The organism is Parapedobacter brassicae (assembly GCF_051400755.1).
Lineage (GTDB): Bacteria > Bacteroidota > Bacteroidia > Sphingobacteriales > Sphingobacteriaceae > Parapedobacter.
The window spans coordinates 15,970-32,703 of the sequence record NZ_JBLFFL010000010.1 but is presented as its reverse complement, the minus strand read 5'-3'; the positions used below and the strand labels follow the sequence as shown (position 1 = coordinate 32,703).

12 protein-coding genes are annotated in these 16,734 nt (G+C 46.5%); all 12 read left to right on the top strand.

Annotation, left to right across the window (positions count from 1 at the left end):
* Nucleotides 1-5: 5 nt before the first annotated feature.
* The 12 genes from ACMGDE_RS18490 (at nucleotide 6) to ACMGDE_RS18435 (ending at nucleotide 16,730) form a co-directional block, all read left to right on the top strand.
* Nucleotides 6-1,769, top strand: a complete 1,764-nt coding sequence (locus ACMGDE_RS18490) for a RagB/SusD family nutrient uptake outer membrane protein (protein ID WP_436834314.1) — start codon at nucleotides 6-8, stop codon at nucleotides 1,767-1,769.
* 67 nt (nucleotides 1,770-1,836) lie between these two features.
* Nucleotides 1,837-3,108, top strand: coding sequence for a Gfo/Idh/MocA family oxidoreductase (locus ACMGDE_RS18485; protein WP_436834313.1), 1,272 nt, complete (start codon nucleotides 1,837-1,839; stop codon nucleotides 3,106-3,108).
* Between the two features lie 26 nt (nucleotides 3,109-3,134).
* On the top strand, nucleotides 3,135-6,542 hold the full coding sequence (locus tag ACMGDE_RS18480) for a DUF1080 domain-containing protein (RefSeq protein WP_436834312.1): 3,408 nt from the start codon (nucleotides 3,135-3,137) through the stop codon (nucleotides 6,540-6,542).
* 205 nt (nucleotides 6,543-6,747) lie between these two features.
* The gene (locus tag ACMGDE_RS18475; RefSeq protein ID WP_436834311.1) at nucleotides 6,748-7,137 is read left to right on the top strand and encodes a response regulator; all 390 of its coding nucleotides are present in this window, start codon (nucleotides 6,748-6,750) and stop codon (nucleotides 7,135-7,137) included.
* Nucleotides 7,121-8,206, top strand: coding sequence for a sugar transferase (locus ACMGDE_RS18470; protein WP_436834310.1), 1,086 nt, complete (start codon nucleotides 7,121-7,123; stop codon nucleotides 8,204-8,206). Before ACMGDE_RS18475 ends, ACMGDE_RS18470 begins: the two co-directional genes overlap by 17 nt.
* 194 nt (nucleotides 8,207-8,400) lie before the next feature.
* Nucleotides 8,401-9,084 carry a TolC family protein gene (locus ACMGDE_RS18465; protein ID WP_436834309.1) on the top strand — a complete coding sequence of 228 codons (684 nt, stop codon included), beginning with the start codon at nucleotides 8,401-8,403 and terminating at the stop codon, nucleotides 9,082-9,084.
* Nucleotides 9,085-9,102: 18 nt separating this feature from the next.
* On the top strand, nucleotides 9,103-11,241 hold the full coding sequence (locus tag ACMGDE_RS18460; RefSeq protein ID WP_436834308.1) for a Wzz/FepE/Etk N-terminal domain-containing protein: 2,139 nt from the start codon (nucleotides 9,103-9,105) through the stop codon (nucleotides 11,239-11,241).
* A 49-nt stretch (nucleotides 11,242-11,290) separates the two neighbouring features.
* Complete coding sequence (locus ACMGDE_RS18455; RefSeq protein WP_436834307.1) at nucleotides 11,291-12,748, top strand: O-antigen ligase family protein; 1,458 nt, start codon at nucleotides 11,291-11,293, stop codon at nucleotides 12,746-12,748.
* Nucleotides 12,749-12,893: 145 nt separating this feature from the next.
* The gene (locus ACMGDE_RS18450) at nucleotides 12,894-13,532 is read left to right on the top strand and encodes an acyltransferase (protein ID WP_436834306.1); all 639 of its coding nucleotides are present in this window, start codon (nucleotides 12,894-12,896) and stop codon (nucleotides 13,530-13,532) included.
* A gap of 5 nt (nucleotides 13,533-13,537) precedes the next feature.
* Entirely contained in the window at nucleotides 13,538-14,317 is a 780-nt protein-coding gene (locus tag ACMGDE_RS18445) for a glycosyltransferase family 2 protein (protein ID WP_436834305.1), read from the top strand.
* A 26-nt stretch (nucleotides 14,318-14,343) separates the two neighbouring features.
* Nucleotides 14,344-15,543 carry a glycosyltransferase gene (locus ACMGDE_RS18440; RefSeq protein WP_436834304.1) on the top strand — a complete coding sequence of 400 codons (1,200 nt, stop codon included), beginning with the start codon at nucleotides 14,344-14,346 and terminating at the stop codon, nucleotides 15,541-15,543.
* A 20-nt stretch (nucleotides 15,544-15,563) separates the two neighbouring features.
* Nucleotides 15,564-16,730, top strand: a complete 1,167-nt coding sequence (locus tag ACMGDE_RS18435; RefSeq protein WP_436834303.1) for a glycosyltransferase — start codon at nucleotides 15,564-15,566, stop codon at nucleotides 16,728-16,730.
* Nucleotides 16,731-16,734 lie beyond the last annotated feature (4 nt).

Genomic DNA, 16,734 nt, shown 5'->3' with positions numbered 1-16,734 from the left:
CGATGATGAAAAAGATATTATATTTAACGATATGCCTTGCCGGACTCTTTGCCTCCTGCAACAAGGTGCTGGATATTGAGGACTTGTCTAGTTATGACCCCGAACAGGTATGGAACGATGCCAACCTGGCCAATGCCTACATGGCCAATATTTACAATATGTTTGGCAATTGGAGCACGGGGGCTGAACAGCGGAGCGAGCAGCTTACTGGGATTCATTTTTATCCAGACCGGATCACCATTACAAATGGTGAATACAAGTCTTGGGATTATAGCCGTATCCGGCTGATCAACCAAGCGGTCCAGGATGTTAACGCCGGATCGCTGGATCAGGCGGTAAAGGACGACATTACCGGGCAGGCCCTCTTTATGCGGGCTTACGCATACTTCCAGATGGTCATGTATCACGGTGGCGTGCCGTATATCACGGTGCCGCAGGACCGCTATGAAGATGACCTGTATGTTCCGCGCAACAGCACCAGGGAATGTTTCGATTTTATTCTCCAAGATCTGGATGAGGCGATCACGAAATTACCCGAGCAGATTGCGAAGGCATCGCCGGATTATGGCAAGATTGACGCGAAATTTGCTTTAGCGTTCAAGGCTAAAGTACTGCTTTACATGGCATCCCCTCAATTCAACCCATCTAACCCCTTCGACAATACGTATTGGGAGCAGGCCTATACGGTCAATAAGCAGGCGTATGAGGAACTATCCGCAAGCGGGTATACGCTGGCAGCCGAATATGCTGACATCGCATTGGCCGAACGCGGTCCGGAGGTGGTCTTTGCGGTTGTCAATGCGTATCCTAATAAGGTTGCCGTTTGGGATTATGGCGTACGTCCGGGATCGGAAAGCCGCGGTCCAGCGAACGCATGCCCCACTTGGGAATACATCAAGATGTTTCCCATGAAGGACGGCAAAGCCTTCGACGATCCCGGAAGCAGCTACTATAAAACCGAAGCGGAACTTTTGCAAAGCTACTGGGAAAATCGGGATCCGCGCTTTGATAAGTCAGTAGTCTGGAACGGCAAGATCTATGAAGTGTCCGGCAAAAGCGGTCGACGTCAGTACACGGCATTGGGTGTCGCCCATGAGCTGGATGACTTCGGCGTCAATCCTCGGGCGGGAGTCAATTCTACCAATCTCGATCGGTACAGCGGTTTCTTTATCGAAAAGAACAGCTTGCTACGGCTTACGCAGGAGGAAGTGCAGCAATATGACGTGGATTTCGTGCTCATGCGCTTTGCCGAAGTCATGTTGAATTATGCAGAGACGGCAAATGAAACGGGAAGGACAGCTGAAGCTTTAACGATCCTGAAACAGATCAGGCAACGGGCAGGCATCGAACCCGGCGCCGATGGAAACTACGGAATCGACGCCACTTCACGTGCTGAAATGCGGGAAGCCATTCTAGCCGAGCGGAACATCGAATTTTGCTTTGAAGGTCACCGCTTCTGGGATCTGAGGCGGTTGCGCATGCTCGAGCGCTTGGATGGTACCACCAAGCATGGAGTAGAAGCCATCGCCGTTAATCCGGATGGAACGGAAATGTCTATTACTCAGGCGAGGGCACAAGCGGCATCCTATGCACTGGAGGCAGACGACTTCAAATATAGCCTGCTGCAGGTACCGCTTTCAGGTGTCAAGGTCAATTCGCTGCCCGATACGTATTATTTTTTCCCCATACAGGAAAGCGTCATCGACAAGAATCCGAGTATTGAACAGAATAATAATTGGGGAGGCACATTTAACCCCACACTTGAATAGGTATTTTGCGGAATATGCGTTAATTTAGGCGACCAAAGATTATAAATATAAAACCAGAATAAAACGAATGAAAGAGACAAACACATCCCGCAGGGACTTTATCAAGAAGTCATTGGTGGGGGCTGCAGCATTTAGCATCGTCCCCCGCTTTGTGTTGGGAGGCCAGGGCTATTTGGCCCCCAGTGATCACCTGACCAAAGGTGTGATAGGAGTGGGTTCGATGGGTCGGGGCCACTTCGGCTATGCCGGTACCAAGACCGTGGCGATTTGCGACGTGGATACGCGTCATCTCGCCATTGCCATGAAGCAGCTTGGCGATAACAGCGTAAAACAATTAGCTGACTTTCGCGAACTCATCCAACTGCCTGAAGTCGATATTGTGCATATCGCCACACCACCACACTGGCATGGCCTCATGGCAGCCGAGGCCGCACGGATGGGCAAAGACATTTGGTGCGAGAAGCCGATGACGCGGACCATCGGCGAAGGAAAGCGTGTGAAGGAGGCCGTCAAACAGTATGGAAATATATTCCGGTTGAATACGTGGTTCCGCTTTGATGCCAATTTTTACGGCATGGATGTACCGGTAAAACGCATCAAGAAACTGGTGGACTCCGGCATGCTGGGCTGGCCGCTTAAGGTGACGATCAGTAAACATACTGGGTTCGACTGGAAGTTTTATTGGGTAGGCCACGAGAATCTGCCAGTGGAGGAAACACCCAAGGAGCTTGACTACAATATGTGGCTGGGGCCCGCACCGTATAAGCCATACAGTGCGCACCGCGTGCACACGACGTTCCGAGGGTATTGGGACTATGACGGGGGTGGATTGGGCGATATGGGGCAGCATTACATCGACCCTGTCCAGTATTTCTTAAATAAGGATCATGAAAGTCCGGTATCGGTAGAAGTAGATGCGCCGCAACAGCATAGCGACGCGGTCGGGACGTGGCGCCGGATTACCTATACCTATGCGGATGGCTGCCAGATCGTCCTCGACGGTGAGGGCAAGGATGTAGGAATGCCTTATATCGAAGGTCCTAATGGCAAATTGTTCAAAGGTTTTAAGTCGGATATTCCCGATATGGAGCGTAAATTGGCTGCTTTCCCCGATCCTGAGCCGCAGATGACAGACTTCGTAGAAGCGGTGAAGACACGCCGGAAATTTGCGCTCAATGAAGAGAACGGATACCGCTCATGTACCATTGTCAATATGGGATTGGTGGCCTTGCGCCTGGGTCGGTCACTCAAATTCGATCCCGAAAATCAGGTATTTGTGGACGACGAGGCCGCCAACAGATTGATTGACCAGCCGATGCGCGGTCCGTGGTCAATATAATTGCTCATATAAACGTTAATGAACTAATGATCAAATCGATATATACGCTTTTAGCACTATTCATATTGCAATTGCCCGTATCTGCCCAACAGGGCGATACACGAACAACGACGACCAAAATTGCCGATTTGCTTGCCCTGCTGCCCGCTGAAACACCCGAACGTTTTCAGGATGCGTTGGGACAGCTGGAACGCTTCGGCGCGACCGACATTTCGGCAATGCTCCAACAACTTCTTCCTCCGGGTACCGGCAATAACGCAGGTGTTGAATATGCGGCCAATAGTTATAGCTACTATGTGCTGCTGAGCGGAAAGCAAGGAGCACGGGCCACCTTTATAAAAGGTGCTGTAGACGCATTGGCTGCCGTAGCCAATAAGGATACCAAAGGGTTTATTATCCAAATGCTCCAAAATGCGGGAGATGACACCGCGGTTGACGCACTTAGTCCGTACCTCTCGGATGAATACCTGAGTGAAAAAGCCGCCCGTGCCCTCGCGCGGATTGGCACCACGAATGCTGGGGAAGCCCTGTTGAAGGCCTTGCCCAACGCTTCCGGCGACGCGGAAATCCAGATTGTCAACGCACTTGGATTTATGGCGTATGCACCTGCTGAACAGTCCATTTTGGCCAAAGCAAATACGGAAGACATTGCATCACGTAGAACTATATTGTATGCCCTTTCACGGATCGGCGGCAACGCGGCGGGACAAACGCTGGCGAGTGCTGCAGCAGATGCCGGCTATGTATACGAGCCCACCGAAGCAACAGCAGCGTACATAAACTACTTGCACCGGTTAATCGCCAATGACGAAACGGCTAGGGCCAAAAAAATGGCCACTAAGCTATTCAAAGCGACCAATCAGGCGGAACAAGTACACACGCATGTCGCCGCATTGGGGTTGCTTACCGATATTAACGCTGGAAAACAGGTGAAGACGCTTGTCAAGGCATCAAAGGATACCGATGGCAAGTACCGGAATGCTGCGTTGCGACTGCTGACACCTTATTTGAATGACCGTGTTTCCGCTCAACTCGTGAAGCGCTTATCGCGGGCGGACGAACAGGCTCAGGCGGATATCTTGCGTTACGTCGGGGACCACAATCAAGCCGTAGCGCTTCCGGAAGTCAAGGACGCATGGCACGCAGAGTCGGCAGGGGTTCGCGTGGCGGCGGTTGAAGCGTCGCACAAGCTGATGGGGGACGCGGCCGCAGAGGAACTGATCGGCTTGCTCGCAGAAAACGACACGATAACGAGGGAAGCGATTAAGCAGGTGTTGCTCATATCCAAAAACGAACAGCTTCCTCAATTGGTGAGCACGGCCCTCTCCAAGGAAAAGGACGCCGAGGTACAGCTCTTGCTGATTGACGTACTGGCACAGAGAGGAGCTTCCGAAAGCGTGCCCATCATGCTGGAAATCATCCGCGGTGATGCTCCTAAGACCGTGAAGGATGCGGCTTATGCCGCATTGCCGCAGGTGGTACGGCCGGATGATCTGGAAAAGATACTCGACTTGCTGCCGGATGCAGAAGCCGAGTATGCCACATTTATTCAAGATGCTGCGGTCGCTTCGATCAGTCGCAGCGACGACCCGGGAGCGCAGACACAACAGGTCATTTCACGTATACAAGGAGCTGATGCTTCACGCCGCACGCTATTCTTTCCGATCCTTGCAGGGGTTGGCGGCCAAGAAGCGTTGGCGGTGGTGTCCGGTTATACCGATCAGGGTGAACCTGCACTACGCGCCGCCGCTACCGCTGCATTGGCCAATTGGACATCCGCAGAAGCATTGCCGGAGTTGGTGGCGCTGAGCCGCAAGCAGACGGTAGATGCCGCAGCATTGGATGCGGTGATAAAAGGTCTGGTACGCATCGTAGGTGCTGCCGATATTCCGGCGGAGCAAAAAGTGCTGTACCTACGCGATGCATTCGAAGTAGCAGGAACAGCTGCGCAAAAACAGTTGATATTACGCGCGTTGGAAGCCAACAAAACCTACAATGCATTATTGTTTGCCGGCCGATTCCTGGACGATGAACAATTGAAATCCACCGCCGCAAACACCGTCATGAATATTGCTTTGGATAGCAAACAGTTTTACGGTGCAGCGGTAGAGAACCTGTTAAAAAAGGTGATTACCCTGCTATCGGGAAGTGAAAGCAGCTACCTGCGCGAGGCCGTCCAAAAACACATCAATGAATTGCCGAAAGGCGCAGGCTATGCGCCATTATTTAATGGGCATGATTTGGAAGGCTGGAAGGGATTGGTAGCCGATCCCATTAAACGGGCCAAGATGAGTGCCAAAACACTAGCTGAAGCACAAGTGAAGGCCGACGAGACCATGCGGCTGGGCTGGTATGTCAAAGATGGTGCACTGCACTTCAACGGTAAGGGCGATAACATCGCCACAGTCAAGCAGTATGGAGATTTCGAACTTTTAGTTGATTGGAAATTGGCCAAAGAGGGTAAAGAAGGCGACGCGGGCATCTACCTGAGGGGCACACCCCAAGTACAGATATGGGATACTTCACGCGTAAACGTGGGGGCGCAGGTCGGTTCCGGCGGCCTATACAATAATCAACAGCACGAAAGCAAGCCCTTGAAAGTTGCCGATAACCCGTTGGGAGAATGGAACACGTTTCGTATAACCATGGTGGGCGATCGGGTGACAGTGTACCTCAATGGGGAGTTGGTAACGGACAGCGTGGTACTCGAAAATTACTGGGACAGAAATCTCCCGATTTTTCCGACAGAACAGCTTGAATTGCAAGCACACGGAACCCACGTATCCTATCGCGACATTTATGTCCGCGAACTGCCGCGCAAGGAGGTGTTTACGCTACCCGAAACAGAAAAGCAAGCAGGATTCGAGGTGTTATTTGACGGCACCAATTTAGACGCGTGGACGGGTAGCACCACGGCCTATCAAGTGAGCGAGGAGGGTACCTTAGCCATTTATCCGACAGAAGGATCGGGAGGCAACTTTTACACCAAGGAGGAATTCGCTGATTTCGTTTATCGGTTTGAATTCCGGTTGACACCCGGTGCGAATAATGGGATCGGTATCCGCGCGCCGGCAGAGGGCGATGCCGCCTATGCAGGTATGGAAATACAGGTGTTGGACGATGGGGCAGATATGTATAAAGACTTGGCCCAATATCAATATCATGGGTCTGTATACGGAATTATCCCAGCCAAGCGGGGGTACCTACGACCAGTAGGCGAATGGAATGAAGAAGAGATATACATCAAAGGCAATAAAATCCGCGTGACCTTGAACGGTACGGTTATCGTAGATGGCGACTTAGCGGAAGCCACTAAAAACGGCCCATTGGACCACAAAGATCACCCAGGCTTAAAACGGAAATCCGGCCACATCGCCTTCCTCGGGCATGGGTCAGAAGTTCATTTTCGGAATATACGGGTAAAGCGGTTATAGCTTCGAAAATTTTTCAACCACAGCAGCATCCTAACCGGTAAAGCCTTACAGCGCTTTGCCGGTTTTTTGTTTTTGGTACATTGGTTGCCCAGTTGTAGCGGAATCGCTACAAATAGACTGAATTACAGGTTTTTTTCGTTCGTTTTTATGAGAAATCATGGAGATTTGCTGGTGAAAATTAGACGCCTCATCCATCATATCGGGCATGAAGAAAAAAATACTGTTAATAGAAGACGAACCTACCATTCAGCGGTTGTTAAGTTTCATACTTTCAACCGAATTTGATGTGCAGGTTGCCGCCAATGGCTATGAAGCATTCCTTTGGCTGGAAAGCCGACAAATCCCGGATTTGATTATTATGGATTGGGTGATGCCCCACATGGATGGCAAGGCCTTTCTCAAATGCATTAAAGTAAGTGGAGTATATAGCGAGATTCCTATTATCGTATTGTCGGCTTCTGAAAATGTTTTGGAAGAAGTAAGCAATGTACAACACCCCGTAAACAACTGCCTTCATAAGCCTTTTGATCCCACCCTCTTAAAGAAAGCCATTGAAAACATATTTAATGCGAACACCTATGGATTTATTAACTGAACCTAAAAAAGAGCATAAGTTTTTAACCATTTCAATTGCATATTTAGGTACCAAGTTTGTCGACGAGTTAGATGCTGGTCTAAATGAAGATATTGATGTGCTTCGTTTTGAAAAGCTTTCAGCGCTTGAGAAGCATATCAAGACGCAGTCAGTGCTGTCCATACCAGATATTATACTGCTGGAAATCGAAGACGACGCAGCTGAATTATTGAAATTTGTGCTGTCTCTCCGGAACAACCCAATGACGCACGGCATTAATATCATTCTCCTTGGCTTTAAAAATAATAAAAAGGCGATTACAAGTGCTTTTGTGTCTCATGTAAGCGATATCTACTTTTATCCTTTCAATATTGCTAATATCCAAGAGCGCCTTAGATTTTTGTTCAAATTTAAGATGCTAGGACATCAGCCGTTTGCATCACCAGATAAGCGGCCAACGCAGGAATACAAGATGCCTTTTTTTAAGCGCATGTTCGATGTTATAGCGGCCGGTACCGCCTTATTAATGCTGTCGCCGTTGCTTTTGCTCATTGCCTTTTTAATCAAGCTGGATTCAAAAGGTCCTGTTATATACAAAAGTAAAAGGGCTGGTTTGGGCTATAAGATATTTAACTTTTATAAGTTCCGTTCGATGAAAGTGAATGCAGATAGGGAGTTAGAAAAACTGGCTATTCTCAATCAATATGCGTCAAATGGAGGTGTTTCGGCATTCATCAAAATAAAGCATGACCCAAGGGTGACGAAACTTGGTTCCATCCTGCGTAATACCAGTTTGGATGAACTGCCCCAATTGTTTAATGTGCTAAGAGGCGATATGTCACTGGTCGGCAACCGGCCGCTGCCGTTGTATGAGGCGCAGATGCTCACTTCTGATGAATGGGCTATGCGTTTCCTTGGGCCAGCAGGGATCACAGGGTTGTGGCAGGTAAGCAAGCGAGGGAGGAATGAGATGTCGGATGCAGAGCGTAGGCAATTAGACAATCAATATGCTGAATCCTATTCTTTTTTGATGGATTTAAAGATCATTTTGAAGACAATCCCCGCACTTATCCAAAGCGAGCAGGTTTAGTCAACAAGTTTTGTTTCAAAAAGATATTGTCGTTGGCCCTAAGTTGTAGGTGTACAACTACAAAAAAAGAAATTGTGTATGATCTTGGAGTTAGAACACTGGAAATAGTATCACTTTTGTTTCGCTTGATGCAAGCACGTTCGAATTGGACTACATGTGTGCGTAGGTGGTATACTAATATTTATATAATGTCTATGAAAAAAGTACGTTACATCCTTTTGTTGCCTGTTTTGGCTGTCAGCCTTGGTTCATCAGCACAGGAATCAATAATGGGAGAGATTAATTACAGCCAGCTGGAATCTTATATCCAGTTAGCAAAAAGCAACTATCCCAAAAGCAAAATTCTAAAAGTTGAAGAAGAGCGAAGTAAGAGCCAAGTTTCTGCAGCGAAGATTTCCTATTTAGACTTCGTCGATGTATCCTATTACTATCGACCTGGGGATCGTGCTGCGCTGAATCCAGACAATCCATTTGTATTTAATGGATTTCAGTTCGGCATAACATTGAGCCCGGGCAGTTTTTTGCAGAAGCCGTTTGAAGTGAAACAAGCGAAAGCCGAGCATGAAATCGCCAAACTTCAGCGGTTAGACTATGAACGTGTGCTCGAAAGTGAGGTGAAAAGTCGGTATTACGACTACATATTTTTACTAAACGAGATAAAGGTGAAAACGGAAGAAGCTCAAGCAAGCAAAGCACTTTTCGAGGATACTCGGCTTAAATTTGAAAGAGGCGAAGCCCAGATCGAATCTTACAGTAGTGCACGAACCAATTTCACAGCGGCTTCTACAGCACTTTCCCAGATCGAGGTAAACTTTTTAAAAGCTAAAGACGCATTAGAAGAGATTATAGGCACGACGCTTAACGAAGTTCAACAATAGTTTATCACGATTAACATCATGGATATTAAGAAATTACTCTCTTTCCTTTGGCAGTATAAATGGTTAATCATCATGGTTCCGCTGGCCAGTTTGGCAATCACCTATTTCTTGGTCAAAGATTTGCCCAAACAATATGTATCTCGAGCAATGATCGGTGCTGAATCGGGAGTCTCTGAGCAGTTGCTATCGGCCAATCCGGAACGTCACCATGTTTGGCAACAGTTGTACCGCATCGCTGAGATGATGCGGATGAAACGGGAACTGGATGCGTTATCTTATCGGCTGATTATCTACGATCTGGAACATCCCGAAAAGCCATTTCGTCCATATTCTCAATTACTCAATGACCTTTCTCACGAAAAAAAGGAAACCGTTTTGCAGGCATTCAAAAGCAAGTTAACGAACCAATCGTTGTTAACCGTTAAGGACAACGAAGCGCTCGGACTCATGGATTTGGTAACTTCAATGAAATATGACGATAAAAACCTGTCGAAGCAATTGGATATTAATGTCAAAGAAGAACTCGACTACATTTATGCTGAATTTGGCTCTGAAAACCCCGATCTATCTGCCTACGTCGTCAATACGTTAGCTTCTGACTTTATTTATCGGTATAATAGCGCGAGTTCCTCAGAGAGCAAGAAATCGTTGGCGTTGCTTGATTCTATTATACGAAACAAGGAGCGGATTATGAATCAAAAAAATGCACAGCTGGCCAGCTATCGATCGTATACAGGGGCAAGTAGCAAGGGCGGCCAATCTGATGTGCTTTATCAGCAGATACTCGCTTATGAGAATCGTGAGTCCGAAGTGAGGCGGGAGATCGCATCGTTAAGAGGGGCAATCGCTAGTATTAACTCCAAACTCGAGAACCCCAATGACCGCGACTTGAACTCGCCTTCTTCGGCTGGCAACAATGAACTCATTAACTTGGAAAATCAACTCCAGCTTGCTAATCAGCGGTACATTGATAATGGGTTTAATGCAGAAGATAAGCGAGCAGTTGATTCCTTACAGCGCTTAAGATCGGCTAAGGTCGCCAGTTCATCGACTCGCAATACCGGCAATTCGCAAGCCAACCGGCAAAGCCTGGTTGCTGAACGCATGCGGCTTGAAACGCAATTGGCTTTAGCAGAAAACAGTGTCTCTTCGATCCAGACCGAAATAAGTACGCGAAGAGCACAATACAATGCGATGATACCGGCAGATGTAGGCGCCCAAAGTTTGCTCAGGGATGCTGATTTGGCAACGAAAGAGTATACCGAAGCACTGGACCGCTATAATCAAGCGTCTATCGCCAACAATACGAGCGGTATGATACTTACATTGGTAGAATCGGGGATACCGGGCCAAGGAGAAGATTCGAAGCAGAGAATTTATCTCGCGCTGTCAGCAGTTGCGAGCTCCGCATTATGTTTTTCTGCACTATTTTTTATTTTCTTGCTGGATAAGAAGGTACGAACGCCTAGACAGTTGACCGAGTTAACACGTGGTAAAGTAGTAAGTACAGTAAATTACATTGGCGAGGACGATAAAGATTTAAGAAATATTTGGGCTGACGATGGTGGTGTAGTTGATTATTCAGTTTACAAAGACTGTATAAGATCACTTCGGTTTGAGTTGAGTGCTGCGCTCGCAGAAGATCAGGGGAAGGTATTGGGAATTACCAGTCTGCATTTCGGGGAAGGCAAGACATTTGTTTCTTCAAGCCTTGCTTATGCATTTGCGCTAACAGGCCAAAAAGTCTTGCTTATCTGTGAACATGCACCTGATTTATTGACGTTGATCACTAATAAAAAAATACCGAATGAGCAGAATTTCGAAACATTCTTAACCTTAAAAGAAATCCGTACGGAAGATCGAATAACGGTATTAAGCAAGAACACGTCCAGAGGCTCGCTTCTTGAGATAAAGGACACAAAAAGCCTTATTGCCGGTTTTGATATTTTAAGAAGCCAGTTTGACATCATTATCATCGATATTGACTGCTTGCAAGATTTTAACAAGGTGAAAGAATGGTTGATGTTTACGGATAAGAATATTGCGGTTTTCAAAGCCGACAGCACCGTGCGCGATGAAGATCAAGAATATATTGAATATCTCCGAAAACAACCTGGTTTTTTAGGTTGGGTGTTTAACATGGTAAGGGTTGCATGATTTTGTATGTTTAGCGTTGCTGTGATTATTCCTTATTTCGATTAGTGCCATGAGTACACTTGTTCAACGTAAATCGAAAGCATTTTTATTGTCATTTGTTGTTGGTGTGCTCATACCCCTCGTTGTTGGGTGGCTTACAGTGACCTATGATGTCTTTTTCCCGATACTTGTTATTGCTCTTTGTTTTTCCGTTTTCTTTTTATTGGCGGTTTTTCAGAAACCCATATTCAGCGCGTTTCTTTTCATCTGCTTCGGGTTCTTTTTGACGACCATTGGGCGGGAAATAGGTGGATTCAATTATGGGATCTTACCGGAGTGTCTGCTAGTGCTTACTTGGTTTTCCGCACTATATCATTATAAGAAAGAACATTGGGCACGCATACGCAATGACGTCAATTTGCTCATGTTGCTTTGGTTCGTAATTAGTGTTTTAGAGGTCTTCAATCCTACTGCCAATTTTGCGGGAGCAATCCGAGAACTACGAACCGTCGCTTTATACCCCTTGTTGGTTGTGCCCCTTTTTTTTGTGGTGGTTGACAAGGTAAGGTCTGTAGATGTATTTATCATCGCAATCATTGCGTTTTCGCTTATCGCTGCTTTGAATGGTGTAAAACAGAAACATATCGGCTTGTTCCCCGGCGAGCAGCAATTTCTGGATGAGGGGGGAGACATTACGCACATCGTGTTTTCCAGATTGCGTGTTTTTTCCTTTTATAGTGATGCCGGACAATTTGGTGCATCACAGGCACATATCGGGTTAATTGCACTGATTTTAGCATTTGGACCTTATAAATTATGGAAGCGAATCCTTCTTTTTTCAGCTGCGGCGATGATGTTCTATGGAATGTTGATTTCCGGTACAAGAGGATCGCTTTCGGTTATCATTGTGGGTGTTTTTTTTGCATTGTTACTCAGTAAAAATTATAAAGCGATTGGAGTCGGCACCGTTCTTTTTATCGGGCTGCTGGGGGTACTTAAGTTTACATACATCGGAAATGGCAATTACGACATATACCGATTAAGGACTGCTTTGGACCCCGAAGATGCGTCATTAAACGTTCGTCTACATAGCCAACGGGTGTTACGGAATTACCTGCGTGATAAGCCATTTGGAGATGGTTTAGGCACAATTGGATATTTCGGAATGGAATACAACAAAGGAACCTTCCTTTCGAGTGTTCAGCCAGATAGCTATTGGGTAAAAGTGTGGGCGATGTATGGAATTGTAGGCCTCACCCTGTGGTTCAGTATGATGATGTATATTCTTGGAAAGTGCTGTGGCATTGTTTGGCGTATTCAAAACAAAGGCTTGAAAGTAAAGCTGCTGGCCCTGACTGCGGGTTATGCCGGGATCTTGGTTAGTAGTTACGGAAACGAAGTCATCAATAACCAGCCATCGTCTTTTGTTATCTATCTTTCTTGGGTGCTGGTGCTGCTCGGGCCACGTTGGGATAAAGAGTTAAAAAATGACAATCAGTTCGATGGCAAACCATCAGGCAATTCGTAATTTTAAAAAAAACCGTCCTTATGCCTTTTGAAATTTTTATTCTCCCCGGTATTGTTTGCCTTGTAATCGGTTTCCTTATTGGACTGAAATCCAATCAGGAGGTAGGCCCGGATAATTGAAGCGTATACTTAACGATATCTCAGCTATGCTTACGGCTTTTTTGAAATCAAATGACACCCTAAAGAAACTTGCCTTGTGGATGCTGAAGCCCGGAAATGACTACCGCCCACGGCTTTGGGTACGGTTGCTTTATAACCCGTTTGTACACAAGCGGGGCAGCGCGTCAATTATCAGGCGGAGCACACGGATGGACGTATTTCCCTACAATGATTTTCGGATAGGATCGCAGAGCGTTATCGAAGATTTTGCGACAGTAAATAATGCGGTGGGCGCTGTCGTGGTCGGAAATAATACGATCGTAGGATTGGGATGCGTCATCATTGGCCCGGTGCAGATCGGAAATAATGTAATGATCGCACAGAATATCGTGATCTCAGGTTTAAACCATGGGTATGAAGATGTGCACACACCTCCCAGCCAGCAAAAGGAAACGCGCGCGGAAATAATCATTTCGGACGACGTTTGGATAGGAGCAAATAGCGTCATTACTGCGGGGGTCACGTTGGGTAAACACACAATAATCGGTGCGGGTAGTGTAGTAACAAAGGATATTCCTCCGTTTTCAGTAGCGGTGGGCAATCCAGCAAAAGTCATTAAGCAATTTAATCCGGAGAGCGGCAATTGGGAACGGTTGCATGTTCGTGTTTCCGAAGATTCCAACTAAATGCCATGTATCAGTTTAACGACGTGACCCTTTTAATTACGCATCACAACCGAAGTAGGTCGTTGGAAAGGTTGCTTGCTAAGTTTAATGAACTCGGATGTGCTTTTGCCGAAATCGTAGTTTCAGATGACAGCAGCAAATCAGATCATCTCGACTATATCACGGGGCTGGCGGCTAAGTATCCGGTGCGTATCATCACTTCGCCGGTGAATGGAGGTTTAGGGAATAACCTGAACAAAGGACAAAAAGTTGTCAATACTCGGTATACCCTCTATGTACAGGAAGATTTTGTGCCGACCGCTGATGCGCCGCGTAACTTGCAGCAGGGATTGGAACTGCTGAAGGAAAACGAACGGTTTGATATGGTCCGGTTTTACGCCTACAATCGTTACCCGTACTTGGTTCCTCTTAAGCACGGGTTTTCGGAAATGCTGTTTAGCCCTTGGTCTCCCGGGCTCGGTAAATTTGCATATTATAGTGATCATCCGCACCTTCGTAAAAGTGATTTCCTTGAGAAATTCGGGCCTTATGCCGAAGGCATATCGGGAGACCAAACAGAATTCCGGATGATGATGTCCTTCTTAAGAAAAGGCGGGAAAGCACTTTTTTTTGAGGATCATAAGGCTGTTTTTGATCAAGTAAATTCCGCTGCTGAACCGAGCACGATGAAGCGGGACTTTCTGAGGAATAGTGAAAATCCATTTGTTGTAGCAGCGCGAACGCTATATCGATATATCAATTTTTACTTCGGTTATTTCTTCGGGAAATCCCTTAGGTTACCATAAACAAACCAGACGACCCTATATACCTCATGAAAGAAAAATGCTTTGTCATCGTCGGACAGCAACCTTGGGATACGGAAATCGGTAGCAATTGCAAAAACATCGCGTTGGAAATCAGCAAAAAGCACCCCGTGTTATACGTAAACTCTCCTTTGGACCGGATTACGCTATGGCGCAACAAAACAGATGCGAAGGTAAAGAAGCGATTGGCCGTTATCAAAGGCAAAGCAAATGGGCTGGAAAAGATCCAACGCAATTTATGGACATTATACCCCGATCGCTTGGTTGAATCGATTAATTGGATAAGAACGCATGGGGTGTTTACGCTATTTAATATGCGGAATAATCGGCTTTTCGCAGATTCCATCCGTTCAGCGATAAGAATACTGGGTTTTGATAATGTAATTTTATTCAATGATAATGAAATTTTTAAAGCATTTTATCTGAGGGAATTATTAAATCCAAGAGTTGCGATATACTATTCCAGGGATTACATGCTCGGAGTAAGTTACTGGAAAAGGCACGGCATGCTTTTGGAGCCCCGGCTGATTGAAAAAAGCGACTTGTGTTTCAGCAACTCTACGTACTTACGCAATTATTGTGCACAGTACAATCCGGAATCCTTTTACGTGGGTCAGGGTTGCGACATTGCAGTCGAAACGTCGCCAGATTGTCGTGAGATGGTCCGGGAAGCCTCCCGCATCACAGCCCCAATAATCGGATATGTTGGTTCCTTAGACAGCAACCGCCTATCCATCGAAATCATTGAGCACATCGCTTTGAATTTTCCGGATCATGCCGTTGTATTGGTCGGGCCTGAAGACGAAACATTCCGGTCCTGTCGGTTACACCAGTACAACAATGTGTGTTTTCTTGGAAAGCGACCGGTCGAAGACCTACCTGCGTACATCCAGTCTTTCGATGTGTGTATCAATCCCCAGCTCGTTAATGAAATCACCATCGGGAATTATCCCCGTAAAATAGATGAATATCTGGTATTCGGCAAACCTGTCGTTGCAACAGCTACCGAGACGATGGAGATTTTTAAAGATGTGGTATATTTAGCGTCAACCAAAGAAGATTATATCCATTGCCTGAAAAGAGCCCTGGGGGAGGACAGCGATACAGCAATATCGGCAAGAAAGGCGCTTGTTGCATCACACACCTGGGAAAATTCGGTGAATGAGATGTATCAACACATTGATGAATTTGCAAACGGTAGGGCTTAATTGCCAAAATACAATTACACATGGAAGCACTATGGTTAGTCATACAAATATTGGTCGGCTGTTACTATGTTGCGCCGATACTGATGTTTCTGGCGTTCAAGCTGCGAAGCAAGGCGTCGGAACCTGACCGCCCAAGCACAAAAAAGGAATATGACTATGCGCTCATCGTCACGGCCTACGAAGAGACCAAACTTATTTCAGCTGTCGTAGACTCGTTGCTGCAGCTCAACTATCACAATTACATGATATACATCGTGGCAGATAAGTGTGATGTTACCGATCTTCAATTTGGTGATCAACATGTAGTGGTCTTAAGGCCCGAAACCACCTTGGCAAACAACGTGGCGTCACATTTTTACGCCATCAATCGTTACCGCAGACCTCACGACGTGCTCGCAATTATCGATAGCGACAACTTGGTACATCCGGAATTTTTAAATGAATGCAATCGTCTTTTTGATAAGGGATATTCCGCTGTACAAGGTTTGCGGGCCGCAAAAAGAACCGATACCTTGTATGCTTCACTTGATGCCGCCCGGGATAACTATTACCATTTTTACGATGGTGAAGTGCTGTTCGGTTTGGGCTCGTCCGCCACACTCGCTGGATCCGGAATGGCATTTACAACAGCCCGGTATGTCGATTGTATGTCGGCTGTTACAAGTCGGGGAGCAGGTTTCGATAAATTACTACAGGCGCAGCTTGTATTGAAAGGTTACCGCATTGCTTTTAATCGGCATGCAATCGTTTATGACGAAAAAACAGCTCACAGCGATCAACTGGTCAATCAACGTGCACGCTGGATAAATTCATGGTTTAAATATGTCGGACTCGGTTTCGAGGTATTCTGGATGGGGCTTCGGAAAGGCAGCTTAAATCAGCTTTTATTTGGGTTTATTCTACTTCGACCGCCTCTTTTTATGTTTTTGTCAGTAGGGGCACTGTTTATGGTTGCCGGATTTGCGCTGCACCCCGCTTATGGTATAGGTTGGCTGTTTGCCTTTGTGATGTTTACCTTAGGCTTTATCGTTGCACTGCTGCATAGCAACGCCGATAAGAAAATCTACCGATCGCTGCTCCGGGCGCCCATTTTCATGTATTACCAGTTTATTGCGTTGTTTTTCAGCCCGAATGCCAACAAGCGATCGGTAGCGACAAAGCACAATAAAGAAGAATTCAACAACTAATTCA